This is a genomic window from Nocardioides nematodiphilus (assembly GCF_020216525.1).
GTDB classification, from domain to species: domain Bacteria; phylum Actinomycetota; class Actinomycetes; order Propionibacteriales; family Nocardioidaceae; genus Nocardioides; species Nocardioides nematodiphilus.
In genome coordinates this window covers 81,742-105,394 of sequence record NZ_JAIWOY010000008.1, presented here as the reverse complement: position 1 = coordinate 105,394, position 23,653 = coordinate 81,742, and the positions used below count along the sequence as shown (strand labels likewise).

The 23,653-nt window shown below is 72.2% G+C and carries 23 protein-coding genes; 14 read left to right on the top strand and 9 right to left on the bottom strand.

Annotated elements, in window-relative coordinates; translation table 11 throughout:
• Positions 1-3: 3 nt before the first annotated feature.
• The 3 genes from KSO98_RS13820 to KSO98_RS13810 form a co-directional block, all read right to left on the bottom strand.
• Entirely contained in the window at positions 4-1,188 is a 1,185-nt protein-coding gene (locus KSO98_RS13820) for a CpaE/TadZ family protein (RefSeq protein WP_225286222.1), read from the bottom strand.
• 9 nt (positions 1,189-1,197) lie between these two features.
• Positions 1,198-1,953 carry a Flp pilus assembly protein CpaB gene (gene cpaB, locus KSO98_RS13815; protein ID WP_225286221.1) on the bottom strand — a complete coding sequence of 252 codons (756 nt, stop codon included), beginning with the start codon at positions 1,951-1,953 and terminating at the stop codon, positions 1,198-1,200.
• A gap of 187 nt (positions 1,954-2,140) precedes the next feature.
• On the bottom strand, positions 2,141-3,928 hold the full coding sequence (locus KSO98_RS13810; RefSeq protein ID WP_225286220.1) for an AMP-dependent synthetase/ligase: 1,788 nt from the start codon (positions 3,926-3,928) through the stop codon (positions 2,141-2,143).
• 167 nt (positions 3,929-4,095) lie between these two features.
• Between KSO98_RS13810 and KSO98_RS13805 the strand changes: the two genes are divergently transcribed.
• The 11 genes from KSO98_RS13805 to katG all read left to right on the top strand — a co-directional run bounded on the left by KSO98_RS13805 (position 4,096) and on the right by katG (position 14,088).
• A complete protein-coding gene (locus KSO98_RS13805) occupies positions 4,096-4,533 on the top strand; it encodes an SRPBCC family protein (protein WP_225286219.1) in 438 nt (145 codons plus the stop codon).
• Entirely contained in the window at positions 4,534-5,748 is a 1,215-nt protein-coding gene (locus KSO98_RS13800) for an ArsA family ATPase (protein WP_225286218.1), read from the top strand.
• A complete protein-coding gene (locus KSO98_RS13795; protein ID WP_225286217.1) occupies positions 5,745-6,242 on the top strand; it encodes a hypothetical protein in 498 nt (165 codons plus the stop codon). Before KSO98_RS13800 ends, KSO98_RS13795 begins: the two co-directional genes overlap by 4 nt.
• The gene (locus tag KSO98_RS13790; protein WP_225286216.1) at positions 6,239-7,180 is read left to right on the top strand and encodes an ROK family glucokinase; all 942 of its coding nucleotides are present in this window, start codon (positions 6,239-6,241) and stop codon (positions 7,178-7,180) included. The genes KSO98_RS13795 and KSO98_RS13790 overlap by 4 nt, the downstream gene beginning before the upstream one ends.
• A gap of 9 nt (positions 7,181-7,189) precedes the next feature.
• Positions 7,190-8,164, top strand: coding sequence for an ROK family protein (locus KSO98_RS13785; RefSeq protein WP_225286215.1), 975 nt, complete (start codon positions 7,190-7,192; stop codon positions 8,162-8,164).
• A gap of 118 nt (positions 8,165-8,282) precedes the next feature.
• The gene (locus KSO98_RS13780) at positions 8,283-9,197 is read left to right on the top strand and encodes a glucosyl-3-phosphoglycerate synthase (RefSeq protein WP_225286214.1); all 915 of its coding nucleotides are present in this window, start codon (positions 8,283-8,285) and stop codon (positions 9,195-9,197) included.
• Positions 9,194-10,057, top strand: coding sequence for a dihydropteroate synthase (gene folP / locus KSO98_RS13775; RefSeq protein WP_225286213.1), 864 nt, complete (start codon positions 9,194-9,196; stop codon positions 10,055-10,057). The genes KSO98_RS13780 and folP overlap by 4 nt, the downstream gene beginning before the upstream one ends.
• Positions 10,054-10,542: a class III extradiol ring-cleavage dioxygenase family protein gene (locus KSO98_RS13770; protein WP_225286211.1), complete on the top strand. Its 489-nt coding sequence runs from the start codon at positions 10,054-10,056 to the stop codon at positions 10,540-10,542. The genes folP and KSO98_RS13770 overlap by 4 nt, the downstream gene beginning before the upstream one ends.
• A gap of 4 nt (positions 10,543-10,546) precedes the next feature.
• The gene (locus KSO98_RS13765) at positions 10,547-11,329 is read left to right on the top strand and encodes an IclR family transcriptional regulator (RefSeq protein WP_225286210.1); all 783 of its coding nucleotides are present in this window, start codon (positions 10,547-10,549) and stop codon (positions 11,327-11,329) included.
• A gap of 44 nt (positions 11,330-11,373) precedes the next feature.
• Positions 11,374-11,802, top strand: a complete 429-nt coding sequence (locus KSO98_RS13760; protein WP_225286209.1) for a Fur family transcriptional regulator — start codon at positions 11,374-11,376, stop codon at positions 11,800-11,802.
• Positions 11,803-11,835: 33 nt separating this feature from the next.
• On the top strand, positions 11,836-14,088 hold the full coding sequence (katG, locus tag KSO98_RS13755; RefSeq protein WP_225286208.1) for a catalase/peroxidase HPI: 2,253 nt from the start codon (positions 11,836-11,838) through the stop codon (positions 14,086-14,088).
• 348 nt (positions 14,089-14,436) lie between these two features.
• On the opposite strand, the gene KSO98_RS13750 is transcribed toward katG, so the two are convergent.
• From KSO98_RS13750 to KSO98_RS13725, 6 genes are all read right to left on the bottom strand, one after another.
• Positions 14,437-15,282 (bottom strand): adenylate/guanylate cyclase domain-containing protein, encoded by an 846-nt coding sequence (locus KSO98_RS13750; RefSeq protein ID WP_225286207.1) that lies wholly within the window; start codon positions 15,280-15,282, stop codon positions 14,437-14,439.
• 8 nt (positions 15,283-15,290) lie between these two features.
• Positions 15,291-15,626, bottom strand: coding sequence for a TfoX/Sxy family protein (locus KSO98_RS13745; protein ID WP_225286206.1), 336 nt, complete (start codon positions 15,624-15,626; stop codon positions 15,291-15,293).
• A 57-nt stretch (positions 15,627-15,683) separates the two neighbouring features.
• Positions 15,684-16,400, bottom strand: a complete 717-nt coding sequence (locus KSO98_RS13740; protein ID WP_225286205.1) for an anti-sigma factor — start codon at positions 16,398-16,400, stop codon at positions 15,684-15,686.
• A complete protein-coding gene (gene sigK / locus KSO98_RS13735; protein ID WP_225286204.1) occupies positions 16,397-17,002 on the bottom strand; it encodes an ECF RNA polymerase sigma factor SigK in 606 nt (201 codons plus the stop codon). Before sigK ends, KSO98_RS13740 begins: the two co-directional genes overlap by 4 nt.
• A 27-nt stretch (positions 17,003-17,029) precedes the next feature.
• Entirely contained in the window at positions 17,030-17,677 is a 648-nt protein-coding gene (locus tag KSO98_RS13730) for a fasciclin domain-containing protein (RefSeq protein ID WP_225286203.1), read from the bottom strand.
• Positions 17,678-17,764: 87 nt separating this feature from the next.
• A complete protein-coding gene (locus tag KSO98_RS13725) occupies positions 17,765-19,321 on the bottom strand; it encodes a molybdopterin-dependent oxidoreductase (RefSeq protein ID WP_225286202.1) in 1,557 nt (518 codons plus the stop codon).
• A gap of 73 nt (positions 19,322-19,394) precedes the next feature.
• Between KSO98_RS13725 and KSO98_RS13720 the strand changes: the two genes are divergently transcribed.
• Genes KSO98_RS13720 through KSO98_RS13710 form a run of 3 tightly spaced genes read left to right on the top strand, consistent with a single transcriptional unit; the run spans position 19,395 to position 23,505 of the window.
• The gene (locus KSO98_RS13720) at positions 19,395-21,431 is read left to right on the top strand and encodes an FAD-dependent oxidoreductase (protein ID WP_225286201.1); all 2,037 of its coding nucleotides are present in this window, start codon (positions 19,395-19,397) and stop codon (positions 21,429-21,431) included.
• Positions 21,428-22,708 (top strand): SAM-dependent methyltransferase, encoded by a 1,281-nt coding sequence (locus KSO98_RS13715; RefSeq protein ID WP_225286200.1) that lies wholly within the window; start codon positions 21,428-21,430, stop codon positions 22,706-22,708. Before KSO98_RS13720 ends, KSO98_RS13715 begins: the two co-directional genes overlap by 4 nt.
• On the top strand, positions 22,705-23,505 hold the full coding sequence (locus tag KSO98_RS13710; RefSeq protein WP_225286199.1) for a DUF1295 domain-containing protein: 801 nt from the start codon (positions 22,705-22,707) through the stop codon (positions 23,503-23,505). Before KSO98_RS13715 ends, KSO98_RS13710 begins: the two co-directional genes overlap by 4 nt.
• Positions 23,506-23,653: the final 148 nt, after the last annotated feature.

Below are 23,653 nucleotides of genomic sequence, written 5' to 3'. Positions count from 1 at the left end.
CGATCACCTGCGCTTCCAGAAGCCGCGCGCCGGAGCGGCGGTGGCCGGAGCCGCGACCGCCTCGCCGCGCGGCGGGGCGACCCGCTGGCCGGCGAGCTGCGAGGCCATCTCGGCCACGGCGAGACTGATCGGGTGGTGGGGGTTGCGCACGACGATCGGCTTGCCCGCATTGGTGGCGGCCGCGACGTCCATCGAGGTCGCGATCCGCGCCTCGGGTCGCATCCCGAGGATGCCCTCGACGCGGTCGGCGCTGATGCCGACCTCGTCGTCGGCACGATTGAGCAGCAGGTGGCGGTGGTCCGGCGCGATGTTCAGCATGTCGAGGGTCTCGAGGGCGACCTTGACGTTCTTCAGGGTCGGCACGTCGAGCGTGGCCACGATGCAGATCTCGTCGGTCTCGTCGAGCGCGGTCAGCGTCTGCTCGTCGAGCGCCGGCGCCGTGTCGACCACGATGAAGTCGAACGTCTGGCGCAACGTGCGGATGACCTGGGAGATCAGTGTCGCCGAGATCCGGTCCCGTACGTCGGGGTGGGACGGCGCCGCCAGCACCATCATCGAGTCCTGGTGCGGGGTCAGCAGGCCGTCGAGGAGCGCGGTGTCGATCGCGTCCTCGGAGCCGATCGCGTGCTCGATCGAGTGCGTCGGGAAGAGCTGCATGGTGATCGAGACGTCGCCGAAGGCGAGGTCCAGGTCGACCAGGCAGACCCGCCGGGCACCCTTCTCGGCCAGGGCGAGGCCCAGGTTGACCGCCATCGTGGTCTTCCCGACGCCGCCCTTGGGCGACCACACGGTGATCACCTTGCCCTCGTTGGGGCCGGCGGAGGCGGCTCCGCGCAGGGCGGAGAAGAGCCGGTACGCCCGGTCGACCGCGGCGGCGACGTTCTCCGGTGATCCACTCGGGACGACCTCGCGGGCCCCGGCGGCGACCGCCCGGGCGAAGGTGTCGGTGGAGACCTCGTCGCGCACCAGCACGACCGAGGCGGCCGGGCGCGTCAGGCGCAGGCCGTCGCAGGCCTCGAGAGCGTCGGAGAAAGGCACGCTGGGCCCGATCAGCATCACGTACTCGTCGGGGTGCTGGCTCATCCAACCGTGCACCCGGCCCGTGTCGGGGACGGCCTGCGTGCCCGGGGGCAGGCTGCGCAGCAGCGCATCAGCGATCACGTGATCGGGCTCGACGACGACAGGCATGGCAGTCCGTTACCCGAACAGGTTGGCGAGTGTCGTGGCCGGACCCGGCGTCACCTTGGTCGTCCCGGTCGTGAGGGAGACGGCCAGCTGGCCGTTGCCCTGGGCGAACAGGATCTTCTGGGCCTCCTGCTGCGTGACGGCCAGCGTGATCAGCGTGGCCGGGAGCTGCTCGGTGTTCGCCGGGGCGCTGTCGGCGCTGGCGCCACCGGCGGCGGTCTCGGCGGTCGCGCCGACGCCGATGACCGTCACCTTGGGCAGGAGCAGGCGGGTGAACGGCTGGCCGCCGGCGGTGCCGCTCATGAAGACGGCGATCTCGGACCCCGGGTTCACGAAGCCGGCGACGCGCGCCGGGTCGCTGAGGCTGATCGAGATCGCGGTCTTGCCGTCGGGGATGGGCAGTGCCGAGACCGGCACCGCGCTGGTGCCGAACTTGCCCGCGATGATCTGCTCGCCGGGGTAGATCGTGGCGAGCGCGACCTGGCCGGCCAGCGCGGTGGTCGCGGTCTGGTAGCCGGCGAGCAGCTCGCCGCGGGTGACCGGCCTGAGCGCCAGCTTGCCGCCGGTGGAGGCCTGGTCGATCGACTCGCCGGGATTGATCTGGGCGGTGGCGGTGAGGACCTCGACGGTGTCGTACTTGTCCTGGGCGCGGTTGTCGGCGCCCTTCGCGTAGATGAGCACCAGCACGACCCCGAGCGCGGCCACGATCGCGGCAGCTACGACGAGAAGCTTGCGTCGGTCCATCTCGGCCTTCCGTCCATCGGTCACTCGTGACGACTGTAGGGACTGCGGGGGGTGTGTGGTAGCGCTTTCAGATCTTCTCTTCGGGCGTGGAACACCTGTCCTGAGGACGACCACGACCGAGGGCCAGAGCGATCGCTCCGGCCCTCGGCTGTGTTCTGCCTGTGTGACGGGTGTGGCCGAAGTGGTCTGTGCGCCTCCGGCGATCCCCTGATCAGCGCCGGTACAGCGCGTCGACCTCGTCCTTGAACTCGCGCATCACGACGTTCCGCTTGAGCTTGAGGCTCGGGGTGAGCTGGCCACCCTCCTCGGTCCACGCGTCCGGCAGGATCGTGAACTTCTTGATCGCCTCCGCCTGCGAGACGGCCTTGTTGGCGTCATCGACGGCCTTCTGGATCTCGGCCCGCAGGTCGGCGTCGTGGTAGAGCTCCTCGACGCCGCCCTGCTTGCCGTGGGTGTTCGCCCACGTCGGCAGGGACTCCGGGTCGATGGTGACCAGCGCGCCGATGAACGGCTCGCCGTCACCGACGACGATGCACTGGTCGACCAGCACGTGGGCGCGCAGGCGGTCCTCGAGGACGGCTGGGGCGACGTTCTTGCCGCCCGCCGTCACGATGATCTCCTTCTTGCGACCGGTGATCCGCACGAAGCCCTCGTCGTCGACCTCGCCGAGGTCGCCGGTGTGGAACCAGCCGTCGACGATCGCCTCGGCCGTCGCGGTGGGGTTGTTCCAGTAGCGCTCGAAGACCTGGCCACCCTTGAAGAGCAGCTCGCCGTCATCGGCGACGCGGACCGTCGTGCCGCCGATCGGACGGCCCACCGAGCCCACCTTGATCGCGTCGGGCAGGTTCACGGTGACCGCACCGGTGGTCTCGGTCAGGCCGTAGCCCTCGAGCACGGTGAGGCCGATGCCGCGGTAGAAGTGACCGAGGCGCTCGCCCAGCGGCGCGCCGCCGGAGACGGCGTACCGGCAGTTGCCGCCCAGGGCGTTGAGCAGCTTGCCGTAGACCAGCTTGGCGAACAGGGCGTGCTTGGCGCGCAGCACCAGCGGCACCCGGCCCGCCGCCTCGGCGCGCGAGTAGGCGATCGCGACGTCGGTCGCGAGGTTGAAGATCTTGCCCTTGCCGTCGGCCGCGGCCTTCTGCGAGGCGGTGTTGTAGACCTTCTCGAAGACGCGCGGCACCGCGAGGATGAACGTCGGCTGGAAGGCGCCCAGGTCGTCCAGCAGGTGCTTGATGTCGGGGGAGTGGCCCAGGCGCGTCCGGGAGCGGATGCAGCCGATCTGGATGATCCGGGCGAAGACATGCGCCAGCGGAAGGAAGAGCAGCGTGCTGCCGTCCTCGAGCTTGAAGAGCGTCTCGAGCTCCTCGACGACCACGCCGAGCTCGACCATGAAGTTGCCGTGGGTGAGCACGACGCCCTTCGGGCGGCCGGTCGTGCCGGAGGTGTAGATCAGCGTGGCCGGGTCGGCCGAGGTGACCGACGAGCGGCGCTTCTCGATCTCGTCGTCCGAGACGTCCGTGCCGAGCGCGGTCAGGGTCGAGATCGCGTTGTCGTTGAACGACCACACGTTCGTGACGTCGAGACCGTCGCGGGCCTCGTTGACGCGGGTGACGTGGTCACCGCCCTCGGCGACGACGGCCCTCACGCCGCCGTCCTCGAGGATCCAGCGCACCTGCTCGGTGGAGGAGGTCTCGTAGATCGGGACGGTCACGGCACCGGCGAACCAGATGGCGTAGTCGAGCAGGGTCCACTCGTACCGCGTCTTGGAGAAGATCGCGACCCGCTCGCCCTGCTGGATGCCGGCCGCGACCAGGCCCTTGGCGACCGCGATCGCCTCGGCGTGGAACTGCTCGGACGTGACGTCCTCCCAGGCCCCGGAGGCGCTGGGGCGGCTGAAGACAACCGTCTGCGCGAAGTCGCGGGCATTGCGCACCACGTCGTCGGTCAGATTGCCCGCGGCCTGGAGCTCGAAGGTTGCCGGGGTGGAGAACTCGCGCACTACTTCCTCCGCACATACTGCTGGTAGGTGAACTCGGGCACACTACCGCTCGGTAACCAGCCCCCGGGAACGGGGCATCGACATCCGGTAGGCTGCCAGTCTGTCCGACCCCCGTCGGCGCCCGTCAAGCGAGCCCGCCACCAGGGCCCGAAATGCGAAGGCATCCCATGGCCGATCAGACCACCTCCTCCATCATCGTGCAGGCGTCCCCGACGGCCGTGATGGACGTGATCGCCGACTTCCCGGCCTACCCGCAGTGGGTGAAGGGCATGGCCGTCGCGCAGGCCAGCGGCAGCACGCCCGAGGGTCGCGCCGAGAAGGTCCGCTTCGTCCTCGACGTCCCCCCGATCAAGGACGACTACACCCTCGCCTACACCTGGGACGGCGACCGCAAGGTCTCCTGGACCCTCGTCGACGGCACGCTCCTCAAGACGATGAACGGCGCGTACCTGCTGCGCGACCTGGGCGACGGGACCACCGAGGTCACGTATCAGCTGGCCCTCGACCTGGCGATCCCGCTCATCGGGATGCTGAAGCGCAAGGGCGAGAAGATCCTCATCGAGACCGCGCTCCGAGGGCTGAAGACGCGCGTCGAGTCCCTGTAGATGCGCGTCCTCCTCTTCACCGGGAAGGGCGGCGTCGGCAAGTCGACCGTCGCCTCCGCCACTGCCGCGCAGGCGGCGGCCTCCGGTCATCGCACACTGGTCATGTCGACCGACGCCGCGCACTCGCTCGCGGACGCGTACGGCGCTCCGATCCCGGACGGCTCGCCCACCGAGGTCTCGCCGCTGCTCTTCGTCCAGCAGATCGACGCCCAGCGCCGCTTCGAGGAGTCCTGGGCCGATATCCAGGGCTACCTGCTGAGCGTGCTCGAGGTCGTCGGTGTCGACCCGGTCGCGGCTGAGGAGCTCACCGTCATCCCCGGCGCGGAGGAGGTCCTCGCCCTCCTGGAGCTGCGCGAGCAGGCCCGCTCGGGTCGCTGGGACGTCATCGTCGTCGACTGCGCCCCGACCGCCGAGACGCTGCGGCTGCTCGCCCTGCCCGAGGCGCTCGGCTGGTACATGCAGCGGATCCTGCCGATGCAGCGCCGCCTCACCAAGGCGCTCAAGCCGATGCTGACCAAGGCCGCCGGGGTGCCGATGCCCGGCGACACCGTCTTCGACGCCGTCGAGCGGCTGCACCACGAGCTGCAGGAGGTGCGCCAGCTGCTCGCCGGCCCGGACGCCTCGGTCCGGCTCGTGCTGACCCCTGAGCGGGTGGTCGCCGCCGAGGCGCGCCGCTCCTTCACCACGCTGTCCCTGTACGGCTACCGCGTGGACGGCGTCATCGCCAACCGCGTCTTCCCGGCCGAGGGCGCCGACGACTGGCGCGCCGGCTGGGTGCTCGCCCAGGACGAGGTGCTCGCCGAGGTCGAGGCCTCCTTCCCGGGGCTGCCGGTGTGGCGCTCGGTCTACCGCTCCGGTGAGCCGGTCGGCGTGCCCGCACTCCGGGCGCTCGCCGCGGAGGTCTACGCCGACTCCGACCCGCTCGCGGTCCCCACCGGTCCGGGCCCGTTCCGCGTCACCCGCACGGCCGAGGGCGCGATCGCCCACCTGGGGCTCCCGGGCGCCGAGCGCGACCAGGTGCACCTGGGCCGCAACGGCGACGACCTGGTCGTCACCGTCGGCTCGTACCGGCGACTGCTCACACTCCCCGCGGGCCTGGCTCGTCTCCAGGTGCAGGGTGCCCGTGTGGAGCAAGGTGAGTTGCAGGTACGGTTCCGCGAGCGGATCAGCGATCCGCGGCGACCGGTGTCTGATGCAGGGGAGGATCGGCCGTGACCGAGGGTCAGGACCCTTCCCACCCGTACGACGTCGGCAGCGCGGCCGAGGAGGCCGCCAAGCTCTTCGGCGCACTCGGCGACTGGGCCAAGCATCACAGCGGCGACGTCGCGAACAATCTCGCCGTCGGCTTGACCGCGGGTCTCGCCGGGCTGGCCAGCCATTCCCAGGCCGCGGCCTCCGACGCCGGGCAGGCGCTGAACGAGAACCTCGCGACCGGTACGCCCGAGTGCACCTATTGCCCCATCTGCCGCACCGTGCACATCGTGCGCGAGGCCTCGCCCGAGGTGCTCGCGCACCTCGCGACGGCCGCAGCCTCGTTGCTGCAGGCCGCCTCGGCGGTCCTCGCGGCCGCCGGCACCCCTCATCAGGGCTCGCGCCGTGAGCCGTCCGTCGAGAAGATCGACCTCGACATGGATCACGGGTGGCCCACCGACGAATCAGACGACTGGCCCGACAGCGGGCGCAGTGATCGACAGGAGAACGAGCAGTGACCGCACTCGCGTGTGGCGTGGACGTCGGCGGGACCAAGATCCTCGGCGGCGTGATCGACGACCACGGGACCATCGTCGAGGAGGTCCGGGTCACCTCGCCCGCCACCGACCCCGACGCGATCCAGGACGCGATCGCCTCGGTCGTACTCGAGCTCAAGAGCCGTCACGAGATCGCCACCGTCGGCGTCGGCGCGGCCGGCTACGTCGACAAAGCCCGTCGTACGGTCATGTTCGCCCCCAACATCGCCTGGCGCGACGTCGACCTCGCCGACCGCCTGGAGAAGAAGATCTCCCTGCCCGTCGTCATCGAGAACGACGGCAACGCCGCGGCCTGGGGCGAGTTCGCCTTCGGCGCCGGCGCGGACGTCGATGACATGCTGATGGTCACCGTCGGCACCGGCATCGGCGGCGGCCTGGTCCTCGACGGCGAGCTCTACCGCGGCGCCTTCGGCGTCGGCGGCGAGATCGGCCACATGCGGGTCGTGCCCGGCGGCATCGTGTGCGGCTGCGGCAAGCTCGGCTGCTTCGAGAAGTACGCCTCCGGCAGCGCGCTGGTCCAGCAGGTCCGTACCGCCGCACCGGGCGACCCCCGCGCCGCCGCGCTGATCGAGCGCGCCGGCGGAGTCGTCGACGCGATCACCGGCCCGATGGTCACCGACCTCGCCCGTAGCGGCGACGCGTTCTGCGTCGACGCGCTGGCCACCCTCGGCACCTGGCTCGGCGAGGGCATCGCCTCCCTGACCGCCGTCCTCGACCCGGCCGTCGTCACGATCGGCGGTGGCGTCGCCGATGCCGAGGCGCTCCTGCTCGACCCGACCCGTGCGGGCTTCCAGGCGCAGCTCACCGGCCGCGGCTTCCGCCCCGAGCTGGAGATCCGCAAGGCCTCCCTCGGCAACCGCGCCGGCCTGGTCGGCGCGGCGGACCTCGGTCGGCACTAGGCGAGCGACATGACTGCGAGCGGGACGGACGACGGCGTCCACATCGGCGTCGACATCGGCGGCACCAAGGTGATCGCCGCGACCGTCGCCGCCGATGGCGAGGTCGGCCCGCTGGCCCGCCGCTCCACCCCGGGGCGGCGCGTCGAGGTCTCGCTCGTCGAGGACGCACTCACCGAGGCGATCCAGGAGGCCGCCGGCGGCCAGCCGATCGCTGCGGTCGGCATCGGCGCGGCGGGCTTCGTCGACGCCGCCGGCGAGCGGGTCATGTTCGCTCCGCACCTGCCCTGGCGCGACGACCCGACGCGCTCCCGTCTCGAGGCGCGCTGGCAGGTGCCGGTGGTGCTCGACAACGACGCCAACTGCGCGGCCCGCGCCGAGATCGCGCTCGGCGCCGCCAAGGACGCCTCCGACGTGCTGATGGTGACCATGGGCACGGGCATCGGTGGCGCCGTCGTGCTCGGCGGCACCCTGCTGCGCGGCCGCAACGGCATGGCCGGCGAGTTCGGCCACATGCAGGTCGTCCCCGACGGCCGCGGCTGCGAGTGCGGCGGCGAGGGCTGCTGGGAGCAGTACTCCTCGGGCAACGCCCTGGTCCGCTACGCCCGCGGCCGGATCATCCAGTCCTACGCCGGGACCACGCTCCTCGAGGAGCTCACCGGCGGCAAACCGGCCGCCCTGACCGGACCGATGGTGACCGAGGCCGCCCATGGGGGCGACCGGATCGCCCTCGACGCGTTCGACGAGGTCGGCGTCTGGCTCGGCGTCGGCATCGCCAACCTGGTGGCCGCCTTCGACCCGGAGCTGGTCGTCATCGGCGGTGGCGTCTCGTCCGCCGGCGACCTGCTGCTCGACCCGGCCCGTGCCGCGCTCGAGCAGTCCCTGGTCGGCGCCAAGCACCGGGTGATCCCGCCGATCGTGCGCGGCCGCTTCGGCCCCGAGTCCGGGATCGTCGGGGCCGCCACGCTGGCCCGTACGGTCCACTGATCGGCTGCTTCTCCCTGTCGATAGGGTCGCCCTGTGAGCATGCCTGCCGCCGCTGCGGACCGCGGCGTCCCCTACTCGTCGTCGGCGCGGTCGCAGTGCGAGTGAACGGAGGGCGTCGGTGACCTGGTCCGAGCGCAACACCCACCACGGGCGCGAGTGGACCCTCGACTCCCTGGTCGCCGCCAAGGCCGGTCACCGCGTCAGTCTGGTCGTGCCGGCCCGCAACGAGGCCGCGACCGTGGGCGCCGTCGTCACCCGCGCCCGTGAGGCACTGATGGAGACGGCTGCCCTGGTCGACGAGATCGTGGTCATCGACTCCGACTCCACCGACGCGACCGCGCGGATCGCCGCCGAGGCGGGCGCCGCAGTCCACGCCTCCGCCTCCATCAGGCCCGAGCTGGGGACCTTCCCGGGCAAGGGCGAGGCGATGTGGAAGTCGCTCTTCGTCACCGAGGGCGACCTCATCGTCTTCATGGACGCCGACCTGGTCGAGTGGGACACCCACTTCGTGCCCGGTCTGCTGGGGCCGTTGCTGACCCGTCCCGAGATCGACCTGGTCAAGGGCTTCTACCGCCGCCCCGGCGAGCACGGCCTCGACGGCGGCCGGGTCACCGAGCTGGTCGCACGCCCCCTGATCGCGCTGCACTACCCGGAGCTCGCCGGGCTCGTGCAACCGCTCGCGGGGGAGTGGGCCGTACGACGCTCGCTCTTCGAGACGCTGCCGGTGCCGGTCGGGTACGCCGTCGAGATCGCGGCCCTGGTCGACACCCTCGCCGGCCCCGGCGTCGACGCGATCGCCCAGGTCGACCTCGGCCGGCGCGGCCACCGCCACCAGGACCTCTTCGACCTCGGCCTGATGGCCACCCAGCTGCTCGCCGCGGTCGCGCGCCGTCAGGGCGGCACCGCCGCCGCGGCCGTCGACGGCGTCGACCGGATCGGCGTCCAGCAGTTCCTGCCCAGCGAGACCGGCATCGCGCGCACGCCCCGCGAGGTCGGCATCCACGAGCGCCCCCCGGCCCTGGAGGTCCGATGACGCTGCGCCTGCGCAAGCACCGCTTCGCCGATGACGAGACGCTGATGATGGCGATCGTGAACCGCACGCCCGACTCGTTCTTCGACAAGGGCGCCACCTGGGCCGAGGACGCCGCCTTCGAGCGGGTTCGGCTGGTCGTCGAGCAGGGCGCCGAGATCGTCGACATCGGCGGCATCAAGGCGGCACCCGGCGTCGAGATCGGGGCCGCGGAGGAGAAGGCCCGGGTGGTGGACTTCGTCGCGCGCGTCCGTGAGGAGTTCCCGGGGCTCGTCATCTCGGTCGACACCTGGCGCGCCGAGGTCGGCGCCGCGGTCTGCGAGGCCGGCGCCGACGTGCTCAACGACGCCTGGGGCGGCGCCGACCCCGAGCTGGTGGACGTCGCCGGGCAGTACGACGCCGCGATCATCTGCACCCACACCGGCGGGGTCACGCCCCGCACCCGCCCGTACCGGATCCAGTACGACGACGTGATGCGCGCGGTGCTCGACGACACCCTCGCGTACGCGGAGCGGGCCCACGCCGCCGGCGTCGACCGCGAGTCGATCGTCATCGACCCCGCCCACGACTTCGGCAAGAACACCTTCCACTCCCTCGAGGTCACCCGCCGGCTGGGGGAGATGGTCGGGACCGGCTGGCCGGTCCTGGTCTCGCTGAGCAACAAGGACTTCGTCGGCGAGACCCTCGACCGCCCGGTGGGCGAGCGCCTCCTCGGCACCCTGGCCGCCACCGCCATCTGCGCGAGCGCCGGCGCCAGGATCTACCGCGTCCACCAGGTCGAGGAGACCCGCCAGGTCGTCGACATGGCCTGGACCATCGCCGGGCGCCGCGCGCCGGCCCGCGCCATCCGGGGGATCCAGTGAGAGTCGTCCTGATCCCCGGTGTGCTCGCGCTGCTGCCCCAGCACGCGTCGCTGCACGACCCCGTCGCCGAGCTGCGCGCCGCCGTGAACGATGCGGTCTCCCGGCTCGGGGAGAACGTCGAGATCATCGCCACCGAGCAGGGCAGCCCGGTCGCGGAGGCCGTGCTCGCCGCGGTGCGGCCCGCGGCGACCGACGAGCGCTCGGTGCTCGTGGTGGCCAACGGCTCCGCGTGTCGTACGGAGAAGGCGCCGGGCTTCCTCGACGAGCGTGCCGCGGCGTACGACGACGCCCTGCGCCGTGCCCTCACCGAGGACCCGGCGGCCCTCGCCGATCCCGACGCGGCCCTGGCCGCTGAGCTGTGGGCCGACGTCGCCGCCCTGCCGGAGCTCGCCGCGCTCGTCGATGGCGCCCGTGCCGAGGTGCTCTACGACGACGCGCCCTACGGCGTGCAGTACTGGGTGATGTGCTGGCAGGTCGAGGAGTAGCGCGATGGGTGCCGGACTCGACAGTGTGCTCGGCCGGGCGGTCGCGCTGCTGCGCGCCTTCGGCCCCGAGGAGCCCGTCCTGACCCTGGCAGAGCTCGCGCGCCGCACCGCGATCCCGAAGGCCACCGTCCACCGGATGGCCGCCGACCTGGTCGAGCTGCGCCTGCTCGACAAGGTCGAGGGCGGCTACCGGCTCAGTGGCGGCCTCTTCGAGCTGGGCCTGCGCGCCTCGGCCGAGCGCAGCCTGCTCGAGCTGGCCATGCCGTTCCTGCAGGACCTGTACGAGCGCACCCACGAGACGGTCCACCTCGGCGTGGCGGAGGGCCGCGAGGTCGTCTACGTGGCCAAGATCGGCGGCCACCGGCAGGTCGCCGCCCCGTCGCGTACGGGCGGGCGGATGCCGATGCACTGCACCGCCATCGGCAAGGTGCTGTTGGCGCACGCCGACCCCGCGACCCAGCGCGCCGTGCTCACCGGGCCTCTCGAGCGGCGCACGCCGCACACGGTCGTCGCGCCGGGCATGCTGCGTCGCCAGCTCGACGCCGTCCTGGAGCAGGGCGTCGCCTTCGAGCAGGAGGAGTCGACCGTCGGGCTGCGCTGCGTGGCGGCCCCGGTCCTCGACGTCTCCGGCCGAGCCGCCCTGGCCGCGATCAGCGTCACCGGGCCGGTCGGCAGGTTCCGTCCCGAGCAGCACGTGGCGGCCGTACGGGCGGCGGCGACCGGGCTTGCGAGCGTGCTGCTGAGGACGGCGCGCACGGTCCCCGAGGGGTCACCGGATCTTCCCTGATTCTTTTCTTGACTCTTTCAAGATTAGAGAGAAGACTGCGGAACATGTCGTCCCGGCCGCACTACGAGCAGATGCTCCGGGGCGCCGAGTTGCGGGTCACCCGCCCGCGGCTGGCCGTCCTCGACGCGGTGCACCAGCACCCGCACTCCGACACCGACTCGATCCTGAGCGCGGTGCGCGTCGCGCTGCCCGAGGTCTCCCACCAGGCGGTCTACGACGGTCTCAACGCGCTGACCGAGGCAGGCCTCGTCCGCCGCATCCAGCCGCGCGGCACCGTCGCCCGCTACGAGTCCCGGGTCGGGGACAACCACCACCACGTCGTGTGTCGCGTCTGCGGAGCCATCGCAGATGTCGACTGCGCGGTCGGGCACGCGCCGTGCCTGAACGCGAGCGATGACAACGGCTTCCACATCGACGAGGCCGAGGTCATCTACTGGGGCACCTGCTCCGACTGCTCCACCGCACGCATCTGACAACCCGCACGGACCCATACGAAGGGATTGAACATGACCGAGGAGAGCCCCCAGGGCATCGACCGCAAGGCGGAGGGCGGCTGCCCCGTCATGCACGACGGCGCCACCGGCCAGGGCAGCGAGAGCGAGAACCCCGGCCTGGATTCCCCGCAGCCCAAGACCGGTGGTCGCCCGCACACCAACAAGGACTGGTGGCCCAACCAGCTCGACCTGAGCGTGCTGCACGCGCACAACAAGACCGGCAACCCGCTGGGCGAGGACTTCGACTACGCGGCCGCGTTCGCCACGCTCGACCTGGCCGAGCTGCGCCGCGACGTCGTCGAGGTGCTCAACACCTCGCAGGACTGGTGGCCGGCCGACTTCGGTCACTACGGCGGTCTGATGATCCGGCTCAGCTGGCACGCCGCCGGTACCTACCGCATCTACGACGGTCGCGGTGGCGCCGGTGACGGCGCCCAGCGCTTCGCGCCGCTCAACTCCTGGCCCGACAACGGCAACCTCGACAAGGCCCGCCGCCTGCTGTGGCCGGTCAAGCAGAAGTACGGCCAGAAGATCTCCTGGGCCGACCTGCTCGTCCTGGCCGGCAACGTCGCGCTCGAGGACATGGGCTTCACCACCTTCGGCTTCGGCTTCGGTCGCGAGGACGTCTGGGAGCCGGAGGAGATCTTCTGGGGTCCCGAGGACACCTGGCTCGGCGACGAGCGCTACGCGACCGCCGAGGAGCGCCGTCTCGACGACGCGCTCGGCGCGGTCCAGATGGGTCTGATCTACGTGAACCCCGAGGGCCCGAACGGCAACCCCGACCCGCTGGCCTCGGCGCTCGACATCCGCGACACCTTCGCGCGGATGGCGATGGACGACGAGGAGACCGTCGCCCTCATCGCCGGTGGTCACACCTTCGGCAAGACGCACGGAGCCGGGGATGCCGCGCTCGTCGGCCCCGAGCCGGAGGGCGCGCCGCTCGAGGAGCAGGGCCTGGGCTGGAAGTCGTCGTACGGCTCCGGCAAGGGCGCCGACGCGATCACGTCGGGCCTGGAGGTCACCTGGACCACCACGCCGACGCGCTGGAGCAACGACTTCTTCAAGATCCTGTTCGGTTACGAGTGGGAGCTCACCAAGAGCCCCGCCGGCGCGCACCAGTGGGTCGCCAAGGACGCCGAGGACATCATCCCCGGTCCGGCCGCCGACTCCCCGAAGCGCAAGCCGACCATGCTCACCAGCGACCTCGCGCTGCGCTTCGACCCGATCTACGAGCCGATCTCGCGCCGCTTCATGGAGAACCCCAACGAGTTCGCCAAGGCGTTCGCCAAGGCCTGGTACAAGCTGCTCCACCGCGACATGGGCCCCGTCAGCCGCTACCTGGGCCCGTGGGTGCCCGAGCCGCAGCTGTGGCAGGACCCCGTCCCGGCCGTCGACCACGAGCTCGTCTCGGACGCCGACGTGGCCACGCTCAAGGCCAAGGTCCTCGAGTCGGGCCTGACCGTCTCCCAGCTGGTCAACACCGCCTGGGCCTCGGCCGCGAGCTACCGCTCGACCGACAAGCGCGGCGGCGCCAACGGCGCCCGCCTGCGCCTGGAGCCGCAGCAGAGCTGGGAGGTCAACGCCGGCACCGGTGACGTGATCGCCAAGCTCGAGCAGATCCAGGCCGAGTTCAACGCCGACGGCGCGAAGATCTCGCTGGCCGACCTGATCGTGCTCGCGGGCTCCGCGGCCGTCGAGAAGGCCGCTCAGGACGCCGGGGTCAGCGTCACCGTGCCGTTCCACCCGGGCCGCACGGACGCCTCGCAGGAGCAGACCGACGTCCACTCCTTCAAGGTGCTCGAGCCGCGCGGCGACGGCTTCCGCAACTACGTCCGCCCGGACGAGAAGCTGCCGGTCGAGACGCTCCTCCTCGAGCGCGCCTACTTCCTGGGTCTCTCGGCCCCCGAGATGACCGTGCTGGTCGGCGGCATGCGCGCCCTCGGCGCGAACACCGCCGGCAGCAAGCACGGTGTCCTCACCGAGCGGGCCGGCGTGCTGTCCACCGACTTCTTCACCAACCTGCTCGCCCCGGGCACCCAGGTGAAGGCATCGGCCGACGAGGCCAACGTCTACGAGATCCGCGACAACGCCACCGGCGCGGTGAAGTGGACCGCCACCGCCAACGACCTGATCTTCGGCTCGAACTCGCAGCTGCGGGCGCTCGCCGAGGTCTACGCGGCGGCTGACGCGTCGGAGAAGTTCGTCAAGGACTTCGTCGCCGCGTGGGTCAAGGTCATGGAGAACGACCGCTTCGATCTGAAGTGAGCGAGCGCGCGAGCTTGCTCGTGGCGCGAGCGAACAAGGACCGAGGTGCGAAGCACCGATCTGAAGTGAGCGAGCGCGCGAGCTTGCTCGTGGCGCGAGCGAACAAGGACCGAGGTGCGAAGCACCGATCTGAAGTGAGCGAGCGCGCGAGCTTGCTCGTGGCGCGAGCGAACAAGGACCGAGGTGCGAAGCACCGATCTGAAGTGAGCGAGCGCTCGAGCTTGCTCGTGGTGTGAGCGAGCGAGGACAACGGTGCGACGCACCGATCTGACGTGAGCGAGAAGGAGCCGGTTCCTCGGAGGAGGCGCCGGCTCCTTCGCACGTCCGAGCGCCGACGGCGGGCGTCGCTCAGTCGGGGATGACGGTGGTGACTCGCCAGAGGTCGTGCTCGCCGGCGAGGCCCTTGAGCTCGGTCGTGGCGACGAGGTCGGTGGCGAGGGCGGGGGCGTGCACGACGGCCTCTCGTACGGCGTCGCTGATCAGGACCTCGTCCGCGGAGGCGTGCGCGGCGACGCGGGCGGCCATCGCGACATTGCGACCGAAGTAGTCGCCCTCGTGGGAGAGGACCCGGCCGGTGTGGAGGCCGATCCGCACGTGGATGTCGGCCAGGCGCAGCCGGCGGCTTGCCGGCAGGCACTCCTGGATGGCGAGCGCGGCACGTACGCCGGCCAGCGGGTCGGGGAAGACGACCATGTGGCCGTCGCCCTGGGACTTCACGATGTGGCCGCGGCGGCTCCCGACCTCGCGGCGGATGACGTCGTCGTGCGCGCGCAGGACCTTGAGCCAGTCCTTGTCGCCGAGGCGCTCGTTGGTCGCGGTGGAGTCCACGATGTCGGAGAAGAGGATCGTGATCGTGCCGTCGGGGGTGGCGATCCGCTCGATCTCGACGCGGTCCTCGGTGACGAACCGGGCCAGATCGTCGAACGAGGCGCTGACGAGGCCGCCCACGCCGCCCTCGCGCAGCCGGCCGGTCGCCACCACGGCGGCACGGGCCGCACCGCGTGCGACGCGGGCCGTACGGCTCTCGGGCCGCTCGCCGAGCGCATCGGCGGCGATCGTCTCCAGCCGGTGCACCGCCGCCTCGAGCTCCAGGACCCGCGAGCGCGCGGCGAGGAGATCGGCGCGCTGGCGGAGGTGGAGGACGCCACCACTCACGAGCACCACGGCGAGGACGGCGAGGACGATCCAGGGCACGGCTCTCCTCAGCGCTTCGGCGGCAGCGAGGACGCGAAGTCGACCCCGATGCGCACCCAGCGCGCGAAGGCGGCCTCGTCGATCTCCGCGTCGTCGACGCGGAGCCAGCCGTCCATCGCCCGCCCGCGCATCACCATGGTCTCGGCGCCGGGCTCCTCGAGCAGCCGGTCGGTGTCCGCCGGCGAGCAGCGCAGCATGATGCCGCCGTTCCCGCTCGCGGCGACCGCCATGTTGCCGCCGATGAGGAACGCGAGACCGCCGAACATCTTCTGCTCGGCCGCGTCCGGAGCCAGGTCGAGCACGTGGTCGCGGATCCGGGCAGCGAGGGCCTCGTCGTACGCCATGGGCTCAGTGTCGACGCTTCGGCCGGGCCGGTCCAGCAGCCGGCCCGGCGATCTCGGTCACGACGCGAAGGCCACCAGAGCCACCGGGTCGGAGGTGGGTCGCGGGGACCCGCCCGCCGGCTCCACGGTGATGCCGGCCGCGGTCGCGCTCGCCGCCTCGCCCGACAGGGCGACCGACGCGCTGGACCCCGGCTGGAGGAAGCCTGCCGGCACCATCGCGCCGGCCGGGTTCTGCAGCCAGACCTGGTAGACCTTGCCGTCCGGGGCGGCCCCCACGTCACGGGAGACCAGCGCAGCACGGTCCAGGCTGACGGAGCGGTAGACGGTGACCGTCCCACCGTCCAGGTGCGTGGTGAAGTGCTGGGCGTCCGGCGCCTGCTGGACCTGGGCCACCGCCGTGAGCTGGGTCGGTGACGGCGACGTCCAGGGGTGCCAGGCCACGGCGCCGAGCGCGATCACCGCGGCGGCCGCGACCAGCGCGATCCAGCGCCGGCGGGCGCGGATCGGGTGGGCGGCGGGCTCGACGACAGGGGGGAGGGGGCGGACCGTACGGATCTCGGCGAGCAGGCGCTCGCGCAGCGCGGCCGGCGGCTCGACCGAGGTGGCCTCGGCCAGGGCGGCGGCGGTCTCGCGCAGGTCGTCGACCTCGTCGCGACACGTCGGGCATCCGGTCAGGTGCCGCTCGAACTCGGCGCGCTCGATGTCGTCCAGGGCGTCGACGGCATAGGCCCCCGACAGGGCGTGGATGTCGGCTCGCGTCGGATCAATGCTCATCGGAGGCTCCCCACTCCCATCGTGTCTCGTAGTCGGATCAGGCCGTCCCTGATCCGGGTCTTGGCGGTGCCGACCGGTAGGTCAAGCATCCGTGCCACCTCGCTGTGCGTATAGCCCCGCAGGTAGGCCAGCTCCACCGCCTCGCGCTGCACGGGCGTCAGCGTCGCCAGTGCGGAGCGGACCCGGTGCGCCTCCAGCGAGGCGGTGGCCGCCTCGGCGGTCTCGTCGTGGCTGACCGGCTGGTTGCGGTCGTGGTACGCCGCGTCGCGGCGGGTGGCCGACTCCGCGGAGCGGACCCGGTCGACCGCGCGACGATGCACGATGGTGAGGATCCAGGCAGCGGCGCTGCCACGGTCGGCCTCGTAGCGCGAGGCCATCCGCCAGACCTCGAGGAAGGACTCCTGGACGACCTCCTCGGCCTGGGCCGGGTCGCGGACCACCCGCAGAGCCAGGCCGTAGGCCTTGGCCGAGAGGGCGTCGTAGACGGCGGCGAAGGCCTGCTCGTCGCCGCGAGCCGAGCGCTGGAGCAGGGCTGCCAGGTCGGCGCCGGGAGGCGCCCCCTCCTCGGGGGCGCCGCCCGGGACGGGCCGTAGGTCGTTCATGGGTCCTCGATCCCCGTCAGGTCGTGCTCACATGCCCTTCGGCATGAGAACGGTGTCGATCACGTAGACGGTCGCGTTCGCAGTGGGGATGTTTCCACACAGCACCTTGGCGCCGTCGACGCTCATGCCGTTCGTGTCGCCGCTGACGGTGACGCCGTCCTTGTTGAGCGTGGTCTGGGCGCCCACGACCTTCGTCGGGTCGAGCTGGCCGGCGACCACGTGGTGGGTCAGGATCTTGGTGAGCGTCGCCTTGTCGGCGAGCACCTTGTCGAGCGTCGCCTTGGGCAGCTTCGCGAAGGCGTCGTTGGTCGGGGCGAAGACGGTGAGGCCGTCGGCGCCGTTGAGCGTGTCGACCAGGCCGGCCTTGCCGACGGCGGTGACCAGGGTGCTCAGCAGCGGGTTGTTGCTGGCGGCGGTGGCCACCGGGTCCTTGACCATGCCGTCGAAGGAGCCGGCGCCGCTCTTCGGGATCGCCGAGCAGGCCGGGCCGAAGGTCTGGGACGCGGCGCCCGACATCGCGGCCGCACTCGTCGGGCTGGAGGCGGACATCGGGGTCGAGTCGCTGCTCGTGTCGCCGGCGGTGTTGTCGCTGCTGCCGCACGCGCCCAGGCCGAGGGTCAGGGCGGTGGCGGCGACGACGACGGCGCTGGAGCGACGCAGGGTGGTGATCTTCATGGCGATGCCTTCCGGTGGTGAGTCAGGGTGAGGTGTTGTTCCTCTGCTGGTGATTCGGAGTGGTACGACCACTGGATTGGTCGAATCTCAGACGACGTCGACCGAGATGCTCTGCACACCGCTCGAGCCCGACGGGAAGGGCTCCGCGCGCATCGGCGACTGGGTGTGGCCGGCGCCGTCGATGACGCGGCAGGCGAGCTGGTGCGAGCCCGGCGTCGCATGCCACGGGGCGTACCACTGGCGCCAGTAGTCGTTGCCGGCGCTCGGCCCGAGGTGGGCCGCGGTCCAGGGGCCGCCGTCGATGCTCACCTCGACGCGGGCCACGCCGCCGTTCTCCTGCGCCCAGGCGATGCCGCCCATCACCTGGTCGCCGGCCTTCACGGTGGCGAGCGGGCGGGGCGTGTCGATCCGGCTGGAGATCCTGATCGGCGCGTCGGTGGCCCATCCGCGCCGGGTCCAGTACGCCCGCTTCTGCGCATAGGTGGTCAGGGTGAGCCGGTTGACCCACTTGGTCGCGCTGATGAAGCCATAGAGGCCGGGGATCACCATCCGCACCGGGAAGCCGTGCTCGCGGGGAAGTGGCTCGCCGTTCATCCCCACGGCCAGCATGGCGTCGCGGCCGTCGGTGGCCAGCGCCAGCGGCGTGCTGATCGTCATCCCGCCGACGTCGGTGCTCAGGATCTGGTCGGCGGAGCCGCCCACGCCGGCACGGTCGAGCAGGTCGGTGAGACGCACGCCGAGCCAGCGGGCGCTGCCGACGTACGGGCCGCCCACGCTGTTCGAGACGCAGGTCAGCGTGATGTCGCGCTCGATCATCGGCATGGCGAGCAGCTCGCGGTAGTCGATCTCGTACGGATGCGCGACGTCGCCGTCGATCCGCAACGACCAGCTGCCGCTGTCGACCACCGGCACGTCGAGACGGGTGTCGACCCGGTAGAAGTGGTCGATCGGGGTGCGGAACGGCGTGATCCCCGGGACCATCCGGTCGATCCCCGCGGGGAAGGGCGCCGCCGGGTCGGAGGCCGCCGGCAGCGTGACGTCCTCGGCGCGGGCCCGGCGACCGATCACGCGGCGACCGGTCTCTCCGAGGGTCGCCGCGGTGGCGACGACAGCGCCGAGCGCGAGCGCGGTGCGACGGGTGGTTCCGGTGCCGGAGGTCGGGTGGCCCTCGCCAGGCGCGACGTCGACCGTCTTGTGCCGCTGCGTGCCGACGACTGCGGCCAGCGCCCCGATCGCCACCGCGCCGGTGACCAGGCTCGGGACGACCCAGCCCGGGTGCGCGGCCGGCCGGTGCAGCGCGCAGGCGGCGGCGACCAGCGTCAGCACCCCCAGCGCCCCTGCGCCGTACACCAGGCGGCGGCGTGCGAGCGGCCCGACAGCGGTGGCGAGCAGGAGCACACCGACCAGCACCGAGCCGATCAGGATGGTCTTGTCGTGCGTCCCGAAGTGGGCGATCGCCCACTCCTTGACCGGCGTCGGAGTGTGGTCGATCACCGTCGATCCCACCGCCAGCACGGGCGATGCGGCGGGCGTCGTCAACGCGGCGGTGAGGTGGCCCGCGGCCAGCCCCAGGGCACCGACGGCCGGCCCGATGGTGAGGCGCACGGCGAGGTGGAGGGCCCGAGGGCCGGGGCGAGTGCTCATGAGGACTGTTCGGAGCCGAGCCCCGGATCGGATCGCGACCCATCCGATCGCGCATCGGCTCCGAATCACCCGCATGCACACCGAGGAGACCCACGACCCGCGGCCGCGCCTGGCCGTGATCGGCTCCGGCGTGGCCGGCCTGGTCGCGGCGCACAGCGCCCGTACGTCCGCGCACGTCACCCTCTACGAGGCCGACGACCGGCTCGGCGGCCACGCCGACACCCACGAGGTCCACGAGGACGGCCGGACGCTGCGCATCGACACCGGGTTCATCGTGCACAACCTGCGCACGTACCCGGTCCTGACGCGGATCTTCGACGAGCTCGGGGTCGCCACCCAGGAGTCGGAGATGTCGATGTCCATCGCCGACCCGCGCCGCGCTGTGGAGTGGGCCGGTGCCCGGGGCCTCGGCGGCCTGTTCCCCACCGGCCGACGCCTCGCCGATCCGGGGCACCTGCGGATGCTCGCCGAGATCCCACGCTTCCACCGCCGCGCCCGTGCCCTGCTCGCGACGCCGCACGAGCAGGACGTCGACCAGACCCTGGCCGACTTCCTTGCCGTGGGCGACTACTCCGAGCGGTTCGTCCGCGACTACATGGAGCCGCTCGTCGCGGCGGTCTGGTCGTGCGACCCGACCGTCGCGACCACGTATCCGGCGCGCTACCTCTTCTCCTTCCTCGAGCACCACGGGATGCTCTCGATCACCGGCAGCCCCGCGTGGCGCACCGTCACCGATGGCTCGCACGAATACGTCCGCCGCATCGCCGAAGGCCTCGACGAGGTCCGGGTCGGCGAGCCGGTCGTGGAGGTGCGGGAGGACGAGAACGGCGTCCGGGTGCGCACCGCCGGAGGATCCGAGGAGCACTACGACGCCGTCGTTGTCGCCACCCACCCGCATCAGGCACTCGCGATGCTGCCCGAGGCCACCCCGGCCCAGCAGAAGGTGCTCGGTGCGATCAGCTACTCGCCCAACACCGCGATCCTGCACACCGACACCTCGCTGCTGCCCTCCGCGCCGCGGGCCTGGTCGTCATGGAACTTCCGGCGCGTCCGCGACGACGCCGGCCCCGTCGTGGTGACGTACGACCTCACCCGACTCCAGCGACTCGCCACCGACACGCGCTACCTCGTCACCCTCGGCGGCGAGGACCTGATCGACCCGGCGCTCGTCATCGCGCGCCGGGAGTACGAGCACCCGCTCTACACGCCCGACTCGGTCGCGGCGCAACGCCGGCTGGCCGAGATCGGGACCGAGCGGATCGCGTTCGCCGGCGCGTACCACGGGTGGGGGTTCCACGAGGACGGGGCGCGCTCCGGCCTCGAGGCCGCCCGCCGGCTCGGGCTGGGTCCGACGAGGACCGGCGCGTCCGGCACAGTCACACGGGTCGCACCGGCCGCGCCGACGGCACCGCAGGTCTACCGCACCACCGTGCGCCACCTGCGCCGGACGCCCTGGCGCCGGGAGTTCGAGCATCGCTCCTCGCTCTGGCTGGCCGACCTGGACGCGCTGCCCGCGACACGCGGCTGGCGCGCGCTCTGGCGCGGCAGCATCCAGGCCCGCGACCACCTCGGCGATCCGGGCCTCAGCGTCCGCGAGAACCTCGCGCGCTTCCTTTCCCGGCACGGCGTCGACCTCGGCGAGGGCCGTGTGCTCCTGGCCGCGCACCCGCGCGCCCTCGGGTTCTGCTTCAACCCGATCAGCGTCTTCTGGTGCGAGCGACCGGACGGCAGCCCGCTGGCCACGGTCGTCGAGGTGCACAACACCTACGGCGACCGGCACGTGTACCTGCTCGATCCGGAGCATCCGGCCCCGCTCGCCAAGCAGATGTACGTCTCGCCCTTCCACGGCGTCGACGGCGAGTACGACGTACGGGCGCCGCTCCCCGGCGAGCGCCTCGACATCGCGGTCCGTCTCCGGACGGCCGACGGCACCGTCTTCAACGCATCGCTGCGCGGCCGGCGGGTGGGGCGCGGCAGCGTCACCGCCCGGACCGCCGGCCTCACCGGGCTGCGTGACGCGCTGCTGATCCGCCTGCACGGGCTGCGGCTGTGGCGCCGTGGCCTCCCGATCCGACCCCGTCCCGTCCACCACCAGGAAGGCGTGTCATGACCACGACCGACTGCCCCACGGCCCCGTCCCGAGAGACCTGGGCCCACCTCGACCGCGTCCCCGGCGGCGCGGCCACGGCGCTGAGCGCCCGCATCGCCCGGCGGGTGTTCCTGCGCGCCGTCGAGCGCCTGGACGTCACCGTGCGCCTGAGGGGCGACGGCGGGACGTACGGCCGCGGCGGACCCGAGATGGTCGTCCACCGCCCCGAGGAGCTCTTCGCCCGGCTCGGCCGCGACAAGCTGGTGGGCTTCGGCGAGGCCTACCTGACCGGGGCGTGGGACGCCGAGGACCTGGCCGGCTTCCTCGCCGTCCTCGCCGCCGACGTCGAGCACCTCACCCCGCGTTGGATGCGGGCCGCCCGGGCGATCACGAGCCAGCGGACCCCCGTCCAGGACCGGGGCGGCCGGGAGGACACCCAGCGCAACATCGCGCACCACTACGACCTGTCGAACGACTTCTTCGCCCTCTTCCTCGACCCGACGATGACCTATTCCGCCGGGTGGTTCGCCACCGACGCCCTCGGGGACCCGATGCCGGGCGACGACCTGACGACCGCCCAGCACCGCAAGATCGACGCCCTGCTCGACCTGGCCCGCGTCGGGCGCGACTCGCGGGTGCTCGAGATCGGCACCGGCTGGGGCGAGCTGGCGATCCGGGCGGCCCGGCGCGGCGCCACCGTGCGCACGGTCACGCTCTCGGTGGAGCAGCAGGAGCTCGCTCGTCGCCGCATCGCCGCGGCCGGGTTCGCGGATCGTGTCGAGGTGGAGCTGTGCGACTACCGAGACGTCGAGGGTCAGTACGACGCCATCGTCTCGGTGGAGATGATCGAGGCGGTCGGGTGGCGGCACTGGGGCGACTACTTCGGCACCCTGGAACGCCTGCTGGCCCCGCACGGCACGATCGCGCTGCAGGCGATCACGATGCCGCACGCCCAGATGCTCGCCACCCGTGACACCTACACCTGGATCAACAAGTACATCTTCCCGGGCGGCTTCCTGCCCTCCGAGGAGGCGCTCGCCCAGGAGGGGCGGCGCCACGCGCTGCGGCTGACGCACCGCACCTCGCTCGGCCCGCACTACGCCGAGACGCTGCGCCAGTGGGACGAGCGCTTCCGGGTCGCGGCCGACGAGGTCGCGATGCTGGGCTTCGACGAGGTCTTCGCGCGGATGTGGCACTTCTACCTGGAGTACTCCCGGGCGGGCTTCGCGGCCGGATACCTCGACGTCCTCCAGCTGCGCTTCGAGCGTGGCAGCCTCACGGAGCGGGAGAGCCGATGACCACGGCGTGGGCCCTGGTCGCGACCACCCTGGTCGCGGCCGGTGCGGTGATGACGGCCGCGGCACTGTGGTCGCGGCGGCTGCAGCGCTTCATGGTCGTCGACGCCGCCTGGGGGATCGCGTTCGTGACCGTCGCGGTGGCGGCGGGCGTGGTCGCCACGGCGCTCGATGCCGGGGGGCCGATCAGGCGGTGGCTGCTGGTCGCCCTGGTCGCGGTGTGGGGGCTGCGGCTGAGCCTCCACCTCCTGCGCCGGGTCACGACCGCCGAGCATGACGATCCTCGCTACGAGGAGATGCTCGGCGGCCCGTACCGGGAGGTCCCCTTCGGCACCATCGTCCGGCGGGTGTTCGTCAACCAGGGCGCGGCGGCTGCCTTCGTCTCGGCACCGGTCGTGGTCGGTGTCGCCACCGCGACCCGGTGGCCCTGGGCGGTGTGGCTCGGGGCGGCCGCGTGGCTCCTCGGGGTCGCCTTCGAGGCGGTCGGCGATGCCCAGCTGGCGGCCTACCGGCGCGACCCCGAGCGGGGCCCGGTGCTGGATCGCGGGCTGTGGGCCTGGACCCGGCACCCGAACTACTTCGGCGACGCCTGCGTCTGGTGGGGCCTGTGGCTCGCCGGCGGGGTGGCGACCGGTCCGATCGCAGCCCTGGCGACGCTGCCCGCGCCGATCGCGATGACCTGGTTCCTCGCGGAGGTCACCGGGGTGAAGCCGACCGAGAGACGCATGCAGGGACGACCCGGGTGGGCCGACTACGCCGCCCGGACGCCGAAGCTGGTGCCGCGCCCGCCGAAGCGCTAGGTGCTTCGCGCCTGGCTCCCGCGCTCGCGGCCAGCACCTGAGCTCGTCCCTCGCTCGCGCTGTCGCTCGCTTGGTCGCCTAGGTGCTTCGCGCCTGGCTCCCGCGCTCGCGGCCAGCACCTGAGCTCGTCCCTCGCTCGCGCTGTCGC